Source organism: Enterobacter soli, assembly GCF_964208575.1.
Classification (GTDB): Bacteria; Pseudomonadota; Gammaproteobacteria; order Enterobacterales; family Enterobacteriaceae; genus Enterobacter; species Enterobacter soli_A.
This window is the reverse complement of record NZ_CAXOFU010000025.1, coordinates 42137-57819: the sequence shown is the minus strand read 5'-3', so window position 1 is coordinate 57819 and position 15683 is coordinate 42137. Positions and strand designations below refer to the sequence as shown.

Genomic DNA, 15683 nt, shown 5'->3' with positions numbered 1-15683 from the left:
GCGACAATAGAGGGAACTAACGACCAACGAGTCGCTCAAAGCGCAATATTATCAAAGAAATGGATATCATAACTCCATGACCACAATCGACAATTTCGACGCTCATACCCCGATGATGCAGCAGTACCTCAAGCTCAAAGCTCAGCATCCGGAGATCCTACTGTTTTATCGGATGGGCGATTTTTACGAGCTTTTCTATGACGATGCTAAACGCGCGTCGCAGCTGCTCGACATCTCCCTGACCAAACGCGGCGCCTCGGCGGGCGAGCCGATTCCGATGGCGGGCATTCCCCATCACGCGGTGGAAAACTACCTGGCGAAGCTGGTCAATCAGGGGGAATCCGTCGCGATTTGCGAGCAGATTGGCGACCCGGCCACCTCCAAAGGCCCGGTAGAGCGCAAAGTGGTGCGCATCGTAACGCCGGGCACCATCAGCGATGAAGCCCTGCTGCAGGAGCGTCAGGATAATCTTCTGGCGGCACTCTGGCAGGACGGCAAAGGCTTCGGCTACGCCACGCTGGATATCAGCTCCGGGCGTTTTCGCCTGAGTGAACCGGCGGATCGCGAAACCATGGCCGCCGAGCTGCAGCGCACCAACCCGGCAGAGCTGCTGTACGCGGAAGATTTTGCCGAAACGTCGCTGATTGAAGGCCGTCGCGGCCTGCGTCGTCGTCCGCTGTGGGAGTTTGAAATTGACACCGCGCGCCAGCAGCTGAATTTGCAATTCGGCACGCGCGACCTGATCGGTTTTGGTGTGGAAAACGCCCCGCGCGGCCTGTGCGCCGCAGGCTGTCTGCTGCAATACGTGAAGGACACCCAGCGCACCGCCCTGCCGCACATCCGCTCGATCACCATGGAGCGCCAGCAGGACAGCATCATTATGGATGCCGCCACCCGCCGCAACCTGGAGATCACCCAGAATCTGGCTGGCGGCGTGGAAAACACCCTCGCTGCGGTTCTCGACAGCACGGTGACGCCGATGGGCAGCCGTATGCTCAAGCGCTGGCTGCACATGCCCATTCGCAATACCGAAACGCTGATTAGCCGCCAGCAGACGATTGCCGCGCTGCAGGATCGTGCGAGCGAGCTGCAGCCGGTACTGCGCCAGGTGGGCGATCTGGAGCGTATTCTGGCTCGTCTGGCGCTGCGCACCGCGCGTCCCCGCGACCTGGCGCGCATGCGTCATGCCTTCCAGCAGCTTCCTGAGCTGCGCGCGCAGCTTGCCGACGTCGACAGCGCGCCCGTGCAGAAGCTGCGCGAAACCATGGGCGAATTCACCGAGCTGCGCGAGCTGCTGGAGCGCGCCATCATCGACGCGCCGCCGGTTCTGGTGCGCGATGGCGGCGTGATTGCCCCGGGCTATAACGCGGAGCTGGACGAATGGCGCGCGCTGGCGGACGGCGCAACGGATTACCTCGACAAGCTGGAGATCCGCGAGCGCGAACGTCTTGGTCTCGACACCCTGAAAGTGGGCTATAACGCGGTTCACGGCTACTACATTCAGATCAGCCGCGGGCAGAGCCATCTGGCGCCCATCCACTACGTGCGCCGTCAGACGCTGAAAAACGCCGAACGCTACATCATCCCTGAGCTGAAAGAGTACGAAGACAAAGTTCTGACCTCGAAAGGCAAAGCGCTGGCCCTGGAAAAGCAGCTCTACGAAGAGCTGTTCGACATGCTGATGCCGCACCTTGGGGATCTGCAGCTCAGCGCCAGCGCCCTTGCGGAGCTGGACGTGCTGGTAAACCTGGCAGAACGTGCCGACGCGCTGAACTACACCTGCCCGACCTTTACCGACAAGCCGGGTATCCGCATTACCGAAGGTCGTCATCCGGTGGTTGAGCAGGTGCTGAACGAGCCGTTTATCGCCAACCCGCTGAGCCTGTCGCCGCAAAGACGAATGCTGATCATCACCGGTCCGAACATGGGCGGTAAAAGTACCTATATGCGACAGACCGCGCTTATCGCGCTGCTTGCCTACATCGGCAGCTATGTCCCGGCGCAAAAGGTCGAGATTGGCCCTATCGACCGCATCTTCACCCGCGTAGGCGCGGCGGACGATCTGGCAAGCGGACGCTCGACCTTCATGGTGGAAATGACCGAAACCGCCAATATTCTGCACAACGCCACGGAACACAGCCTGGTGCTGATGGACGAAGTCGGGCGCGGCACCTCCACCTACGACGGCCTGTCCCTGGCGTGGGCCTGTGCTGAAAGTCTGGCGAATAAGATCAAGGCGATGACCCTGTTCGCGACGCACTACTTCGAACTGACGCAGCTGCCGGAGAAGATGGAAGGCGTGGCGAACGTCCACCTCGATGCGCTGGAGCACGGTGATACCATCGCGTTCATGCACACGGTGCAGGACGGGGCGGCGAGCAAGAGCTACGGTCTGGCGGTGGCGGCCCTGGCGGGCGTGCCGAAGGACGTTATCAAACGTGCGCGTCAGAAGCTGCGCGAGCTGGAGAGCCTGTCGCCGAACGCGGCGGCAACGCAGGTCGACGGTACGCAGATGTCGTTGCTGGTGCCAGCAGAAGAGACTTCGCCTGCCGTGGAGGCGTTGGAAAATCTCGATCCGGATTCACTGACGCCGCGTCAGGCGCTGGAGTGGATTTATCGGCTGAAGAGTCTGGTTTAGTTCTCTGCGGTCTTTTTGCCCGGTGGCGCTACGCTTACCGGGCCTACGGTTTTGTAGGCCGGGTAAGGCGAAGCCGCCACCCGGCAAAAAAGACCGCACAATATTATCGCCCGGTAAGCGTAGCGCCACCGGGCTTTTTTTACAGCAGCGGCGGGATGGTCGGCACCTGCGGCGCTTCATCAATATCCTTCTGCGTCATACGAAACGCTTCCGGATAGTGCTCGCGGCTGGTACGACGCAGCGGTTCGGTATTGCGCCAGGTATAGAGACAGTGCTGGCACTGATACACCGTCCAGACACCTTCTACCGGAGATGTCGCCATCACTTCAATATGCTCATCAGCACAACGTGGACAAATCATAATCCCCTCCTTTATTTACGTGCGGCCAGCATGGCGGTCAGTTTTTCAGCCCAGGCTTTGGTTTCAGGAAGATCCTGTACCGGCTGGCTATAGTGGCCCCGGTTGTCCGGTGCAACGGGCGTGGTGGCATCAATAATCAGCTTGTCGGTGATCCCCGCCGGACTGGAGCCCGGGTCAAGCTCCAGCACCGACATGTTCGGCAGCTGAACCAGATCCCCTGCGGGGTTCACTTTCGAGGAGAGCGCCCACATTACCTGCGGCAGGTTAAACGGATCGACATCTTCATCGACCATAATCACCATCTTCACGTAGCCCAGACCGTGCGGCGTGGTCATGGCGCGAAGCCCCACGGCGCGGGCAAAGCCGCCGTAGCGTTTTTTGGTGGAGATAATCGCCAGCAGTCCGTGGGTATACATGGCGTTCACCGCCTGCACTTCCGGGAACTCTGCCTTCAGCTGCTGATAGAGCGGCACGCAGGTCGCCGGGCCCATCAGATAGTCGATTTCCGTCCACGGCATTCCGAGATACAGCGATTCAAAAATCGGCCTGGTGCGGTATGAGACCTTGTCGATACGCACCACGGTCATGTTGCGTCCGCCGGAATAATGTCCGGTAAACTCGCCGAACGGCCCTTCGATTTCGCGCTTGCGTCCTTCAATCACCCCTTCGAGGATGACCTCAGAGCCCCAGGGCACATCGAAACCGGTCAGCGGCGCGGTGGCGATCGGGTACGGGCTTTCGCGCAGCGCGCCGGCCATTTCGTACTCAGACTGATCGTATTTCAGCGGCGTCGCGCCCATCAGCGTAATGATAGGATCGTTGCCCAGGGTGATCGCAATCGGCAGATCTTCGCCCCGCTCCTCCGCTTTATGCAGATGCAGCGCAATGTCGTGCATCGGAACAGGCTGCAGGCCCAGCTTGCGCTTGCCCTTCACTTCCATACGGTAGATGCCCACGTTCTGCTTGCCGAAGTTGTCCGGGTCGAGCGGATCGCGTGACACCACGCAGGCTTTGTCGAGATAGAAACCGCCGTCGCCATCGTTCAGACGAAAAAGCGGCAGGATGTCGAACAGGTTAATGTCTTCGCCATCTACCGTGTTCTCGGCCCAGGCCGGGTTTGCGCGGCGCTCGGGGGCAACGGGGAATCGGTCCCAGCGGCGGATAAACTCGTCAATCTGGCTTTTCACCGGGGTATTGGCCGGCAGCCCCATCGATATCGCGTGGTTTTGCCAGGAGCCGATGGTGTTCATCACCACGCGGGCGTCGGTAAATCCGCGAATGTTGTCGAACCAGACGGCGGGCGCGCCGTCGCCAATGCGTCCGGTAGCGTTGGCTGCCGCCGCCAGATCCGGCTCGGCGTTGACCTCTTCTTCAATTTTCAGCAGTTGCCCTTGCTCATCGAGCGCCTGCAGGAAGCTTCTCAAATCATCAAATGCCATCTTTATTCTCCTGTGAAAAATGTTTTGCCGCCTGCAGCCCGTTCCAGCGACGCGCCTTTTTGTGCTCCAGGCCAAACTGGTCGAGCACGCGGGTCACAATGTGCTGGGTAATGTCGTCGGCGGTTTTCGGGTGGTTGTAGTAGGCGGGCATCGGCGGCACCATGGCCACGCCGAGGCGGGAAAGTGCGAGCATGTTCTCCAGATGGATGGTGCTGAGCGGCGTTTCGCGCGGCACCAGCACCAGCTTGCGGCCCTCTTTAAGCACCACATCTGCCGCGCGTCCCACCAGCCCTTCGGCGTAGCCCGCACGGATCCCCGCCAGCGTTTTCATGCTGCACGGGATAACGATCATGCCGTCGGTGCGAAACGAGCCGGACGAGATGGTGGCGGCCTGATCCGCCGGGCTGTGGACAACATCCGCAAGCGCGGCGACATCCTGCGCCGTAAAAGGCGTTTCCAGCTCGATAGTGGTTTTCGCCCATTTCGACATCACCAGATGCGTTTCCACGTCCGGCATCTCGCGCAGCGCCTGAAGCAGCGCCACGCCAAGCGGCGCGCCCGTCGCCCCGGTCATCCCAACAATCAATCTCATTCGATACCTCACAAATCGTTCGCATACGAACATGTTGGGTACACTACTCCCGGATCGTATTGATGACAAGGTTGTTCGTACACGATCACACTAAATGCTAAAAGTGCCCGCGTTAAAATCCCCGGCGATAACGGCTATCATAGAGGGGTGATTTTCAGGCAGGAGAGTTCATGGAACTGAGACAAGAGGCGTTTCACCTGTTACGTCAGCTTTTTCAACAGCATACCGCGCACTGGCAGCAGGCGCTGCCGGAGCTTACAAAACCACAATATGCGGTGATGCGCTCCGTTGCCGAAAACCCAGGCATCGAACAGGTGGCGTTAACGGAGGTGGCGGTCAGCACCAAAGCGACGCTGGCCGAAATGCTGAGCCGCATGGAGTCACGCGGGCTGGTGAAGCGCGAACACGATCCTGCCGACAAGCGCCGCCGGTTTGTCTTCTTAACGCCGGAAGGGGAAGCCCTGCTCGGGAGCTGCAAGCCGGTTGGGAACGACGTTGATGAGGCTTTTCTGGGACGTTTAACCCCCGACGAGCGTCAACAGTTTACGGATTTGATCCGCAAAATGATGGCAAAGGAGAAAGAATGACCCGCTATGAAACAGAAATTATCGATGCTCACGTCGCGTTAGAAAACTGGTTAGGCAAGGGTGAAGGCGATTACGCCGCGCTGCTCGCCCGTTTTCGCCAGGATTTTTTGATGATCCCCCCAGGCGGCACGCATATGGATCACGCTGCGCTGGCAGGCTTTCTGAAGGCTCAGCGCGGCAGCCGTCCGGGACTGAAGATCGACATTGATGAATTAACGACGTTGCAGACCTGGGATAACGGCGCGGTGCTGCACTACCGTGAAACGCAAACCCGGCCCGGCCAGCCGGTAAACGTGCGCTGGTCAACCGCCGTGCTGAATCAGGAAGGCGACACGATAACCTGGCGCCTGCTGCACGAAACCACGCATCCTTAAGAAAGACAAAAGAAAAAGGCCAGTCTCACGACTGGCCTTTTTTGACGAAAGGGTGCTTATTCGCGGAACAGCGCTTCGATATTCAGCCCTTGACCCTGCAGGATTTCACGCAGGCGACGCAGACCTTCTACCTGAATCTGGCGAACACGTTCACGAGTCAGACCAATTTCGCGGCCAACATCTTCCAGTGTCGCAGCTTCATACCCCAGTAAACCGAAACGACGTGCCAGCACTTCACGCTGTTTAGCGTTCAGTTCGAACAGCCATTTGACGATGCTCTGTTTCATGTCATCGTCCTGCGTGGTGTCTTCCGGGCCGTTGTCTTTTTCATCGGCCAGGATGTCCAGCAGCGCTTTTTCGGAGTCGCCACCCAACGGGGTGTCAACTGAGGTAATGCGCTCGTTAAGACGCAGCATGCGGCTGACGTCATCAACGGGTTTATCCAGTTGTTCGGCAATCTCTTCAGCGCTCGGTTCGTGGTCCAGCTTATGGGACAACTCACGCGCGGTGCGCAGATAGACGTTCAACTCTTTGACGATGTGAATCGGCAGTCGGATCGTACGGGTTTGGTTCATAATTGCCCGTTCGATGGTCTGACGAATCCACCAGGTAGCGTAAGTTGAGAAACGGAACCCGCGTTCCGGGTCAAACTTCTCAACTGCGCGGATGAGACCTAAGTTGCCCTCTTCAATCAGATCCAGCAAAGCCAGACCACGATTGCCGTATCGACGGGCAATTTTCACGACCAGACGCAAGTTACTTTCAATCATGCGACGGCGCGAGGCAACATCACCACGCAAAGCACGACGTGCGAAATAGACTTCTTCTTCGGCCGTTAACAGTGGAGAATAACCAATCTCCCCAAGGTAAAGCTGAGTCGCGTCCAGCACACGCTGTGTGGCACCCTGCGATAACAGCTCCTCTTCAGCTAAATCGTTATCACTGGGTTCCTCTTCTACTAAGGCTTTCTCGTCAAAAGCCTCTGCTCCGTTCTCATCAAATTCCGCATCTTCATTTAAATCATGAACTTTCAGCGTATTCTGACTCATAAGGTGGCTCCTACCCGTGATCCCTGAACGAGACACCCTTGAACGGTATGCCTCGTCAAATTATCGCTGCGGTAAATATTGCAGCGGGTTTACGGATTTCCCCTTGTAACGAATTTCAAAATGCAAGCGTGTAGAACTGGTTCCGGTGCTACCCATAGTAGCTATTTTTTGCCCCGCCTTAACTTCTTGTTGTTCCCGGACCAGCATTGTGTCGTTATGGGCGTAGGCACTCAGGTAATCATCGTTATGTTTGATGATAATAAGATTACCGTAACCGCGCAGAGCGTTACCGGCATACACAACGCGTCCGTCTGCGGTCGCGATGATAGCCTGTCCCTTACTCCCTGCGATATCGATCCCTTTGTTTCCACCTTCGGTAGAAGAGAAGTTCTCGATAACCTTGCCGTCAGTTGGCCAGCGCCATGCAGAAATAGCGGCACTGGAGGTCTGACTGCTGGCGGTCGGTTGTGAAGAGCTAACCACAGGTGCCGTAACTGGTGCTGTGACAACAGTCGCAGTACCTTTATTATTCGGCAACATTTTGTTAGCACTCTGATCACCTGAATCCTCAGAATACGTAATTACAGGTTGCGAAGCAACCACCGTGCTGGATTTTTGTGCAGGCACTACGCTGTTATTTTGCGCGGTCACATCCGCTGCTGAAACGGTGTTGCCCGGCGTGAGCGGCGTGCCCGTCGCGTTGCCAACCTGGAGCGTTTGCCCGACTTCCAGTCCATACGGTGCCTGGACGTTGTTGCGCTGTGCGAGGTCGCGGAAATCGTTCCCGGTGATCCACGCGATATAGAACAGCGTATCACCGCGTTTTACGGTATAGGTGCTGCCACCGGTATAGCTGCCTTTCGGAATATTCCCGTACTTTCGGTTATAAACTATACGGCCATTTTCGGTCTGAACGGGCTGTTCCACAGGCTGAATCTGCGTTGGCTGCGCTACCGGCGTCTGAACAGGCTGAATTTGCGGCGCCTGCTGTACCGGTGTAGACGTACCCATTTTCGGTGGAGGGGTAATTAACATTCCGCCGGACGTACTTCCCGAGCCGCTGTTCCCGCCTACAGAAGTTACCGGCGCAGGTGCGTTATTAGAACTTGTACAGCCTGCCAGCCATAGCGAAACCAGTGACAATGCCGCAACACGGCTAATGGTGAATTTTGGGCTTCCCGCGCTCATTTATCCCCCAGGAATGTGATAACTACCAGTGACTTAAATTAACTGTGATGGCACGAACCATTTGCGCCACACCATACGCTCAATTTGCCTTAATAACCCTGGAAAATTCCGAGTCTCAGGCCAGCTCTCCCTTTACGAGAGGCACGAAGCGCACGGCTTCCACAGTATCGATGATGAACTCGTCCCCTCGCCGACGAACGCGCTTTAATAGCTGATGTTCATCGCCCACGGGCAAGACAAGAATGCCGCCTTCATCCAGCTGCGATAAGAGCGCAGCCGGGATCTCAGGCGGTGCGGCCGTCACGATAATGGCGTCGAACGGGGCGCGAGCCTGCCAACCCTGCCATCCATCGCCGTGACGTGTCGAAACATTATGTAAATCAAGTTGTTTCAGGCGACGACGCGCCTGCCACTGCAAACCTTTTATCCGCTCAACCGAGCAGACATGGTGAACCAGATGCGCCAGGATGGCCGTTTGATACCCCGACCCGGTGCCGATCTCCAGCACGCGGGATTCCGGCGTCAGCTCCAGCAGCTCCGTCATGCGCGCCACCATGTAGGGCTGCGAAATGGTCTGGCCCTGCCCGATGGGCAACGCCACGTTTTCCCACGCTTTGTGTTCAAACGCCTCGTCTACAAACTTCTCGCGGGGAACCTGAGCCAGCGCCTCAAGCACGTGCTCGTCCGCGATCCCCTGAGCGCGTAATTGTTCCAGAAGAGTTTGTACACGTTTGCTTACCATTGCGTGTTCACTCCAGCGCGATCCAACCACCCCGACACCACATCATGCGCGTTATAAGCGGTTAAATCCACGTGCAGTGGGGTGACGGAAACGTAGCCTTCATCCACCGCAGCGAAGTCGGTATCCGGCCCGGCGTCGTGCTTTTCACCCGGCGGGCCGATCCAGTAAAGGGTGTTGCCGCGCGGATCCTGCTGCGGGATCACCTGATCCGCCGGATGGCGGCTTCCACAGCGGGTCACGCGGATGCCTTTGATCTCTTCCAGCGGCAGATCGGGGACGTTGATGTTGAGAATGCGCCCGGTGCGCAGCGGCTCGCGGCTGAGGGCTCGCAAGATGGAGCAGGTCACCGCGGCTGCGGTTTCATAGTGCTGATGGCCGTTCAGCGACACCGCCAGCGCCGGAAATCCGAGGTGGCGGCCTTCCATTGCGGCGGCAACCGTACCGGAGTAGATCACGTCATCGCCGAGATTAGGCCCCGCGTTGATGCCGGACACCACGATATCCGGCCCCGGGCGCATCAGCGCGTTGACGCCCAAAAACACGCAGTCGGTCGGCGTGCCCATCTGAACGGCGATATCGCCATTTTCAAAGGTAAAAGTGCGAAGCGACGACTCCAGCGTCAACGAGTTAGAGGCCCCGCTGCGGTTACGATCGGGGGCCACCACCTGCACGTCGGCAAATTCACGCAGGGCTTTCGCCAGCGTCTGAATGCCTGGGGCGTGGATCCCATCATCGTTACTCAGCAATATTCGCATAGTCACCCGAAGTGTTGATAAGTTCCCTGACAACGCTGGTGGCAAAGCTGCCTGCCGGCAGCCAGAAGCGTAACTCGACGGTTACGTCATCCCACCAGTTCCAGCTAAGCTGCTGCGGGTAGAGCAGCATCGCGCGGCGTGCCGCTTCGACTTTTTCCCGCACCAGCAATGATTGTAATTCTGGGGCATCCGCCACGGCGGCTTGCTCTGCGGCTAATGCCTCACCCTGCGTCCCCCAGTCGCCCGACCCGGGCAGCGGAGCGGTAATCAGCAGCGTTTTCGCGTCAACGCGCGCCTGGACATCGGCCAGCTCTTCGGCGGTTGCCACAAACCAGCTTCCGCGTCCCGCTAATTGTAGCGCATCGCCGACAACAACTTGATTCGCGTCCGGTTTTTTCAGACGTTCGCTCACAATTTGATTAAACAACGCGCTGCGGGCCGCCGACAACCAAAAACTGCGTTTATTCCTGTCGCGCACCGGGGCATCGCTCTGCGCCCAGCGCAGCGCGCCCTGCAGGTTGCTGCCGCCGATCCCAAAGCGCTGCGCGCCAAAGTAGTTCGGTACGCCCTGCTCGCGAATGGCATTCAGACGTTTCTCGACGTCGTCACGGTTTGTCACTTCGCGCAGCACCAGCGTGAAGTCGTTGCCTTTGAGCGCCCCCAGGCGCAGCTTGCGCTTGTGGCGGGCATATTCGAGGACTTTACAGCCTTCAAGCTCAAATTTGCTTAAATCAGGCATCTGGTTGCCCGGCACGCGCGCACACAGCCACTGCTCGGTGACGGCGTGTTTATCTTTCTGCCCGGCGAAGCTCACTTCGCGGGCGTGGATTTTAAGGAATTTTGCCAGCGCGTCAGCCACAAATCGGGTATTGCAGCCATTTTTCAGAATACGAACCAGAATATGTTCGCCTTCGCCATCCGGCGCGAAGCCTAAATCTTCCACCACCACGAAGTCTTCCGGGTTGGCTTTCAGCAGGCCGTTGCCCTGAGGTTTGCCGTGCAGCCAGGTCAGGTTTTCGAAGTCGGTCATTTGCTTGCCTTCACCAGGAGCGCCACGGCTTCGCAGGCGATACCCTCGCCGCGGCCGGTAAAGCCGAGTTTTTCCGTGGTGGTGGCTTTCACGTTGACGTCGTCCATATGGCAGCCCAGATCCTCTGCAATGAACACCCGCATCTGCGGGATGTGCGGCAGCATCTTCGGCGCCTGGGCGATGATCGTCACGTCGACGTTGCCAAGCGTGTAGCCCTTAGCCTGAATACGGCGCCACGCTTCGCGCAGCAGCGCGCGGCTGTCGGCCCCTTTAAACGCCGGATCGGTGTCCGGGAACAGCTTGCCGATATCGCCCAGCGCGGCGGCGCCGAGCAGCGCATCGGTCAACGCATGGAGCGCCACGTCGCCATCAGAATGCGCCAGCAGCCCTTTCTCGTAGGGAATACGAACGCCGCCAATGATAATTGGGCCTTCTCCGCCAAAGGCGTGTACATCAAAACCGTGTCCAATTCGCATTATGCCTTCTCCTGATGGGTCGAACGGGTAAGATAAAATTCCGCGAGCTGTAAATCTTCCGGGCGCGTCACTTTTATATTATCAGCGCGCCCTTCAACAAGCTCAGGGTGGAATCCGCAATACTCCAGCGCGGAGGCTTCATCGGTGATGGTTGCCCCTTCATTTAGCGCTCGCGTTAAGCAGTCGTGGAGTAGTTCACGCGGGAAAAACTGCGGCGTCAGCGCGTGCCATAAATCGACGCGCTCAACGGTGTGGGCGATGGCGTGCGCGCCCGGCTCGGCGCGTTTCATGGTGTCGCGCACCGGCGCCGCCAGAATGCCGCCCACGCGGCTGGTTTCGCTGATGGCTAACAGACGCGCGAGGTCGTCCTGATGCAGGCACGGACGCGCGGCGTCGTGTACCAGCACCCACTGCGCATCGCCGGCGGCCTGAATGCCCGCCAGCACGGAGTCGGCGCGCTCTGCGCCGCCATCAACAACGGTGATTTGAGGGTGATTCGCCAGCGGGAGTTCGGCAAAGCGAACGTCACCGGGGCTGATGGCGATGATCACGCGCGTCACCCGTGGGTTCGCCAGAAGCGCCGCCACGGCGTGTTCAAGGATCGTTTTATCGCCAATTGAGAGGTATTGCTTAGGACATTCTGTCTGCATACGCCGCCCAAAGCCTGCGGCTGGCACCACGGCGCATACGTGCGAAAAAGTCACTGCCATGTCGTAATCCTGGGCTGATTATCGATTGTTTTGTGCTGAGCCCTGATTGCGTTTAGACGCATCCGGAACCAGACGATAAAAGGTTTCGCCCGGCTTAGTCATACTGAGTTCATTACGTGCGCGTTCCTCAATCGCCTCTTGCCCGCCATTGAGGTCATCAATTTCAGCAAAGAGTTGATCGTTTCGCGCTTTAAGTTTGGCGTTTGTTGCCTGCTGAGCCGCGACGTCATCGCTCACCCGGCTATAGTCGTGCAGGCCGTTCTTACCGAACCACAGCGAATATTGCAGCCAGACCAGCAAAGCCAGCAACAGCAGCGTTAATTTACCCATCCTGCCCCCTGAAAAAACGGCAACATCATCCCATAACTTTCCGTCTGACTCTACTCTGGGGTTTTAATTATGTCTTAACTTAGCCCATCAGCCATAAAAACAGCAGGCCAAAAATGACCACCACGGTGGTGATAGTAATAACAATACTGTAGAGGAGCCGGCCGCTGAAGAGCGAATGCAGCGCGATGCCGATAACCACCGCCACGGGCATCAGCGCGAGGAAGAAAGGCCAGGTATAGAGGAAGAAGAACAGCGTATTACCGCCGTAGATCAGAAACGGAATGCCCAGCGCCAGTAACCACGACACGAAGCCGACGATGGCCCCGGGGAGTGACCAGGTCGTTTCGTCATCTGTCGGAAGCGGTTCCGACCCGGTGATAATGTAGTTTTCACTGTTGCGCATAGCTAATCCTGTGACCATGACTCATCGTTCGGGAAGACAGCCCCGAACGATACTGTCTCAGGATCTGATAATATCGTCCCGTCTGAGCAGGTCTAATAATTGGCTTACTAAATTTGTTACCAATTGTTGACCCTTCAGATGAATCTCAGGGGATTCAGGCGCTTCGTATACCGCGTCGATGCCGGTGAAATTTCGCAACTCTCCCGCCCGCGCTTTTTTGTACAGCCCCTTCGGATCCCGCGCCTCGCAAATCTCCAGCGGCGTGTCGACAAACACCTCGATAAAGCGATCCTGGCCGACGCGCTCGCGCACCGTCTGGCGCTCGGCGCGGTGCGGCGAGATAAACGCCGTCAGCACCACCAGCCCGGCGTCCGCCATCAGGCTGGCGACTTCGCCTACCCGACGGATGTTCTCTTTGCGATCCTCATCGCTAAAGCCTAAGTCGCTGCACAGGCCGTGACGCACGTTGTCGCCATCCAGCAGGTAAGTGCTTACCCCACGCTGATGCAACGCCTCTTCCAGCGCGCCAGCAACCGTGGATTTACCCGAGCCCGAAAGCCCGGTAAACCACAGTACAACCCCACGATGGCCGTGGAGCTGTTCACGCTCGGCAACGGTCACCGGATGAGGATGCCAGACGACGTTCTCATCATGGGCGGCCATTACTTGCCTCCCAGCAGATCGCGTGCGCCCCAGTGCGGGAAGTGCTTACGCACCAGCGCATTCAGCTCCAGCTCAAACGCGCTGAACTCTGAGGCCACCGCCGCGTTAGCGTTCGGCTCGCGCACCATGCCCGCGCCGACGGTGACGTTAGTCAGCCTGTCGATAAAGATAAGCCCGCCCGTCACCGGATTTTGCTGGTACTCGTCCAGCACCAGCGGTTCGTCAAAGGTTAAATCCACCAGCCCGATGCCGTTCAGCGGCAGTTCGCTCACCTCGCGCTGGGTCAGGTTGTTGATGTCCACCTGGAACTGAATGCCGTCCACGCGGGCACGGGTTTTCTTGCCAGCGATTTTGATGTCGTAGCTTTGCCCGGCGGTCAGCGGCTGTTCCGCCATCCACACCACGTCCACGGCCGCGCCCTGCACCGCCGCCAGCGTTTCCTGGGCATCCACCAGCAGGTCGCCCCGGCTGATATCAATTTCGTCTTTCAGCACCAGCGTGACCGCCTCGCCAGCGCCCGCTTCCGGCAGGTCGCCGTCGAAGGTGACGATTCGCGCCACGGCTGATTCTACGCCGGATGGCAGCACTTTAACGCGCTGGCCGACCTTCACGGAGCCAGACGCAATCGTGCCGGAGAAACCGCGGAAATCGAGGTTCGGGCGGTTGACGTACTGCACCGGGAAGCGCATCGGCTGGGTATCCACCACGCGCTGAATTTGCACGGTTTCCAGCACTTCGAGCAGCGTGGGGCCGCTGTACCACGGCATGTTGGCGCTCTGGGAGGCCACGTTGTCCCCTTCCAGCGCGGAAAGCGGCACGAAGCGGATATCCAGGTTGCCCGGCAGCTGTTCGGCGAATGTCAGGTAGCTCTGGCGAATTTCCTCGAACTTCTCTTCGCTGAAGTTCACCAGATCCATTTTGTTCACCGCCACAACCAGGTGTTTGATCCCCAGCAGGGTGGAGATAAAGCTGTGGCGACGGGTCTGATCCAGCACGCCTTTACGGGCGTCGATCAGCAGGATCGCCAGCTCGCAGGTTGACGCGCCGGTCGCCATGTTGCGGGTGTACTGCTCGTGCCCCGGGGTGTCGGCGATGATAAATTTGCGCTTCTCGGTAGAGAAATAGCGGTACGCCACGTCGATGGTGATGCCCTGCTCGCGCTCGGCCTGTAAGCCGTCCACCAGCAGCGCCAGATCGAGCTTTTCGCCCTGGGTGCCGTGACGCTTGCTGTCGTTGTGCAGCGAAGAGAGCTGATCTTCGTAAATCTGGCGGGTATCGTGCAGCAGGCGACCAATCAGAGTGCTTTTGCCGTCATCCACGCTGCCGCAGGTCAGAAAGCGCAGCAGGCTTTTGTGCTGCTGGGCGTGCAGGTAGGCTTCAACGCCGCCTTCATCGGCAATTTGTTGCGCAATAGTGGTATTCATGGCGGCTCCTTAGAAATAACCCTGACGTTTCTTCAGCTCCATAGAGCCTGCCTGGTCGCGGTCAATCACGCGGCCCTGTCGCTCGCTGGTGGTGGACACCAGCATCTCTTCAATAATTTCCGGCAGCGTTTGCGCGTTGGACTCTACCGCGCCGGTCAGCGGCCAGCAGCCGAGGGTACGGAAGCGCACCATCTGCTTTTTGATCACTTCGCCCGGCTGCAGGTCGATGCGGTCGTCGTCGATCATCATCAGCATGCCGTCACGCTCCAGCACCGGACGCTCGGCGGCCAGATACAGCGGAACGATCTCGATGTTTTCGAGGTAGATGTACTGCCAGATATCCAGCTCGGTCCAGTTAGAGAGCGGGAAAACGCGGATGCTTTCGCCCTTGTTAATCTGGCCGTTGTAGTTGTGCCACAGCTCCGGGCGCTGGTTTTTCGGGTCCCAGCGGTGGAAGCGGTCGCGGAAGGAGTAGATACGCTCTTTCGCGCGGGACTTCTCTTCATCGCGGCGCGCGCCGCCGAAGGCCGCATCAAAACCGTACTTGTTCAGCGCCTGCTTCAGCCCTTCGGTTTTCATGATGTCGGTGTGCTTGGCGCTGCCGTGCACGAACGGGTTGATCCCCATCGCCACCCCTTCCGGGTTTTTATGCACCAGCAGCTCACAGCCGTAGGCTTTTGCCGTGCGGTCGCGGAATTCGTACATCTCGCGGAATTTCCAGCCGGTATCGACATGCAGCAGCGGGAACGGCAGCGTGCCCGGGTAAAACGCTTTGCGCGCCAGGTGCAGCATGACGCTGGAATCTTTACCGATGGAGTACATCATCACCGGGTTGGAGAACTCGGCGGCCACTTCGCGGATAATATGGATACTTTCCGCTTCGAGTTGCCGCAGGTGAGTCAGTCGTTTTTGGTCCATAACC

18 protein-coding genes are annotated in these 15683 nt (G+C 58.4%); 3 read left to right on the top strand and 15 right to left on the bottom strand.

What is annotated here, in order from left to right:
• Positions 1–76 precede the first annotated feature (76 nt).
• Positions 77–2638 carry a DNA mismatch repair protein MutS gene (mutS, locus tag AB6V08_RS20480; protein ID WP_368544641.1) on the top strand — a complete coding sequence of 854 codons (2562 nt, stop codon included), beginning with the start codon at positions 77–79 and terminating at the stop codon, positions 2636–2638.
• Positions 2639–2777: 139 nt separating this feature from the next.
• Here the strand turns inward: mutS and AB6V08_RS20475 are convergent, their stop codons facing one another.
• From AB6V08_RS20475 to AB6V08_RS20465, 3 genes are read right to left on the bottom strand one after another with little or no spacing between them, the layout of a single operon-like run.
• Entirely contained in the window at positions 2778–2999 is a 222-nt protein-coding gene (locus tag AB6V08_RS20475) for a non-oxidative hydroxyarylic acid decarboxylases subunit D (protein WP_368544640.1), read from the bottom strand.
• Positions 3000–3010: 11 nt separating this feature from the next.
• Positions 3011–4438: a non-oxidative hydroxyarylic acid decarboxylases subunit C gene (locus tag AB6V08_RS20470; protein ID WP_368544639.1), complete on the bottom strand. Its 1428-nt coding sequence runs from the start codon at positions 4436–4438 to the stop codon at positions 3011–3013.
• Positions 4428–5030, bottom strand: coding sequence for a non-oxidative hydroxyarylic acid decarboxylases subunit B (locus tag AB6V08_RS20465; protein ID WP_368544638.1), 603 nt, complete (start codon positions 5028–5030; stop codon positions 4428–4430). Before AB6V08_RS20465 ends, AB6V08_RS20470 begins: the two co-directional genes overlap by 11 nt.
• 170 nt (positions 5031–5200) lie before the next feature.
• On the opposite strand from AB6V08_RS20465, the gene AB6V08_RS20460 reads away from it, so the two are divergent.
• Positions 5201–5617, top strand: coding sequence for a MarR family winged helix-turn-helix transcriptional regulator (locus AB6V08_RS20460; protein WP_368544637.1), 417 nt, complete (start codon positions 5201–5203; stop codon positions 5615–5617).
• The gene (locus tag AB6V08_RS20455) at positions 5614–5991 is read left to right on the top strand and encodes a DUF4440 domain-containing protein (protein ID WP_368544636.1); all 378 of its coding nucleotides are present in this window, start codon (positions 5614–5616) and stop codon (positions 5989–5991) included. Before AB6V08_RS20460 ends, AB6V08_RS20455 begins: the two co-directional genes overlap by 4 nt.
• 56 nt (positions 5992–6047) lie before the next feature.
• On the opposite strand, the gene rpoS is transcribed toward AB6V08_RS20455, so the two are convergent.
• The 12 genes from rpoS to cysD all read right to left on the bottom strand — a co-directional run bounded on the left by rpoS (position 6048) and on the right by cysD (position 15679).
• A complete protein-coding gene (gene rpoS / locus AB6V08_RS20450) occupies positions 6048–7040 on the bottom strand; it encodes an RNA polymerase sigma factor RpoS (protein WP_013098493.1) in 993 nt (330 codons plus the stop codon).
• A 60-nt stretch (positions 7041–7100) separates the two neighbouring features.
• The gene (gene nlpD / locus AB6V08_RS20445) at positions 7101–8228 is read right to left on the bottom strand and encodes a murein hydrolase activator NlpD (protein ID WP_368544635.1); all 1128 of its coding nucleotides are present in this window, start codon (positions 8226–8228) and stop codon (positions 7101–7103) included.
• Between the two features lie 115 nt (positions 8229–8343).
• Positions 8344–8970, bottom strand: a complete 627-nt coding sequence (locus AB6V08_RS20440) for a protein-L-isoaspartate(D-aspartate) O-methyltransferase (RefSeq protein ID WP_368544634.1) — start codon at positions 8968–8970, stop codon at positions 8344–8346.
• Positions 8964–9725, bottom strand: coding sequence for a 5'/3'-nucleotidase SurE (surE, locus tag AB6V08_RS20435; protein WP_368544633.1), 762 nt, complete (start codon positions 9723–9725; stop codon positions 8964–8966). The genes AB6V08_RS20440 and surE overlap by 7 nt, the downstream gene beginning before the upstream one ends.
• On the bottom strand, positions 9706–10755 hold the full coding sequence (gene truD, locus AB6V08_RS20430; RefSeq protein ID WP_368544632.1) for a tRNA pseudouridine(13) synthase TruD: 1050 nt from the start codon (positions 10753–10755) through the stop codon (positions 9706–9708). Before truD ends, surE begins: the two co-directional genes overlap by 20 nt.
• A complete protein-coding gene (gene ispF / locus AB6V08_RS20425; RefSeq protein ID WP_368544631.1) occupies positions 10752–11231 on the bottom strand; it encodes a 2-C-methyl-D-erythritol 2,4-cyclodiphosphate synthase in 480 nt (159 codons plus the stop codon). The genes truD and ispF overlap by 4 nt, the downstream gene beginning before the upstream one ends.
• Positions 11231–11941 (bottom strand): 2-C-methyl-D-erythritol 4-phosphate cytidylyltransferase, encoded by a 711-nt coding sequence (gene ispD, locus AB6V08_RS20420; protein WP_368544630.1) that lies wholly within the window; start codon positions 11939–11941, stop codon positions 11231–11233. The genes ispF and ispD overlap by 1 nt, the downstream gene beginning before the upstream one ends.
• 18 nt (positions 11942–11959) lie before the next feature.
• Positions 11960–12271, bottom strand: coding sequence for a cell division protein FtsB (ftsB, locus tag AB6V08_RS20415; protein WP_003862095.1), 312 nt, complete (start codon positions 12269–12271; stop codon positions 11960–11962).
• Between the two features lie 79 nt (positions 12272–12350).
• Positions 12351–12674, bottom strand: a complete 324-nt coding sequence (locus AB6V08_RS20410; protein WP_368544629.1) for a DUF3561 family protein — start codon at positions 12672–12674, stop codon at positions 12351–12353.
• A 57-nt stretch (positions 12675–12731) separates the two neighbouring features.
• Entirely contained in the window at positions 12732–13337 is a 606-nt protein-coding gene (gene cysC / locus AB6V08_RS20405; protein WP_368544628.1) for an adenylyl-sulfate kinase, read from the bottom strand.
• Entirely contained in the window at positions 13337–14761 is a 1425-nt protein-coding gene (gene cysN, locus AB6V08_RS20400; protein ID WP_368544627.1) for a sulfate adenylyltransferase subunit CysN, read from the bottom strand. Before cysN ends, cysC begins: the two co-directional genes overlap by 1 nt.
• A 9-nt stretch (positions 14762–14770) precedes the next feature.
• A complete protein-coding gene (cysD, locus tag AB6V08_RS20395) occupies positions 14771–15679 on the bottom strand; it encodes a sulfate adenylyltransferase subunit CysD (protein ID WP_008499613.1) in 909 nt (302 codons plus the stop codon).
• Positions 15680–15683 lie beyond the last annotated feature (4 nt).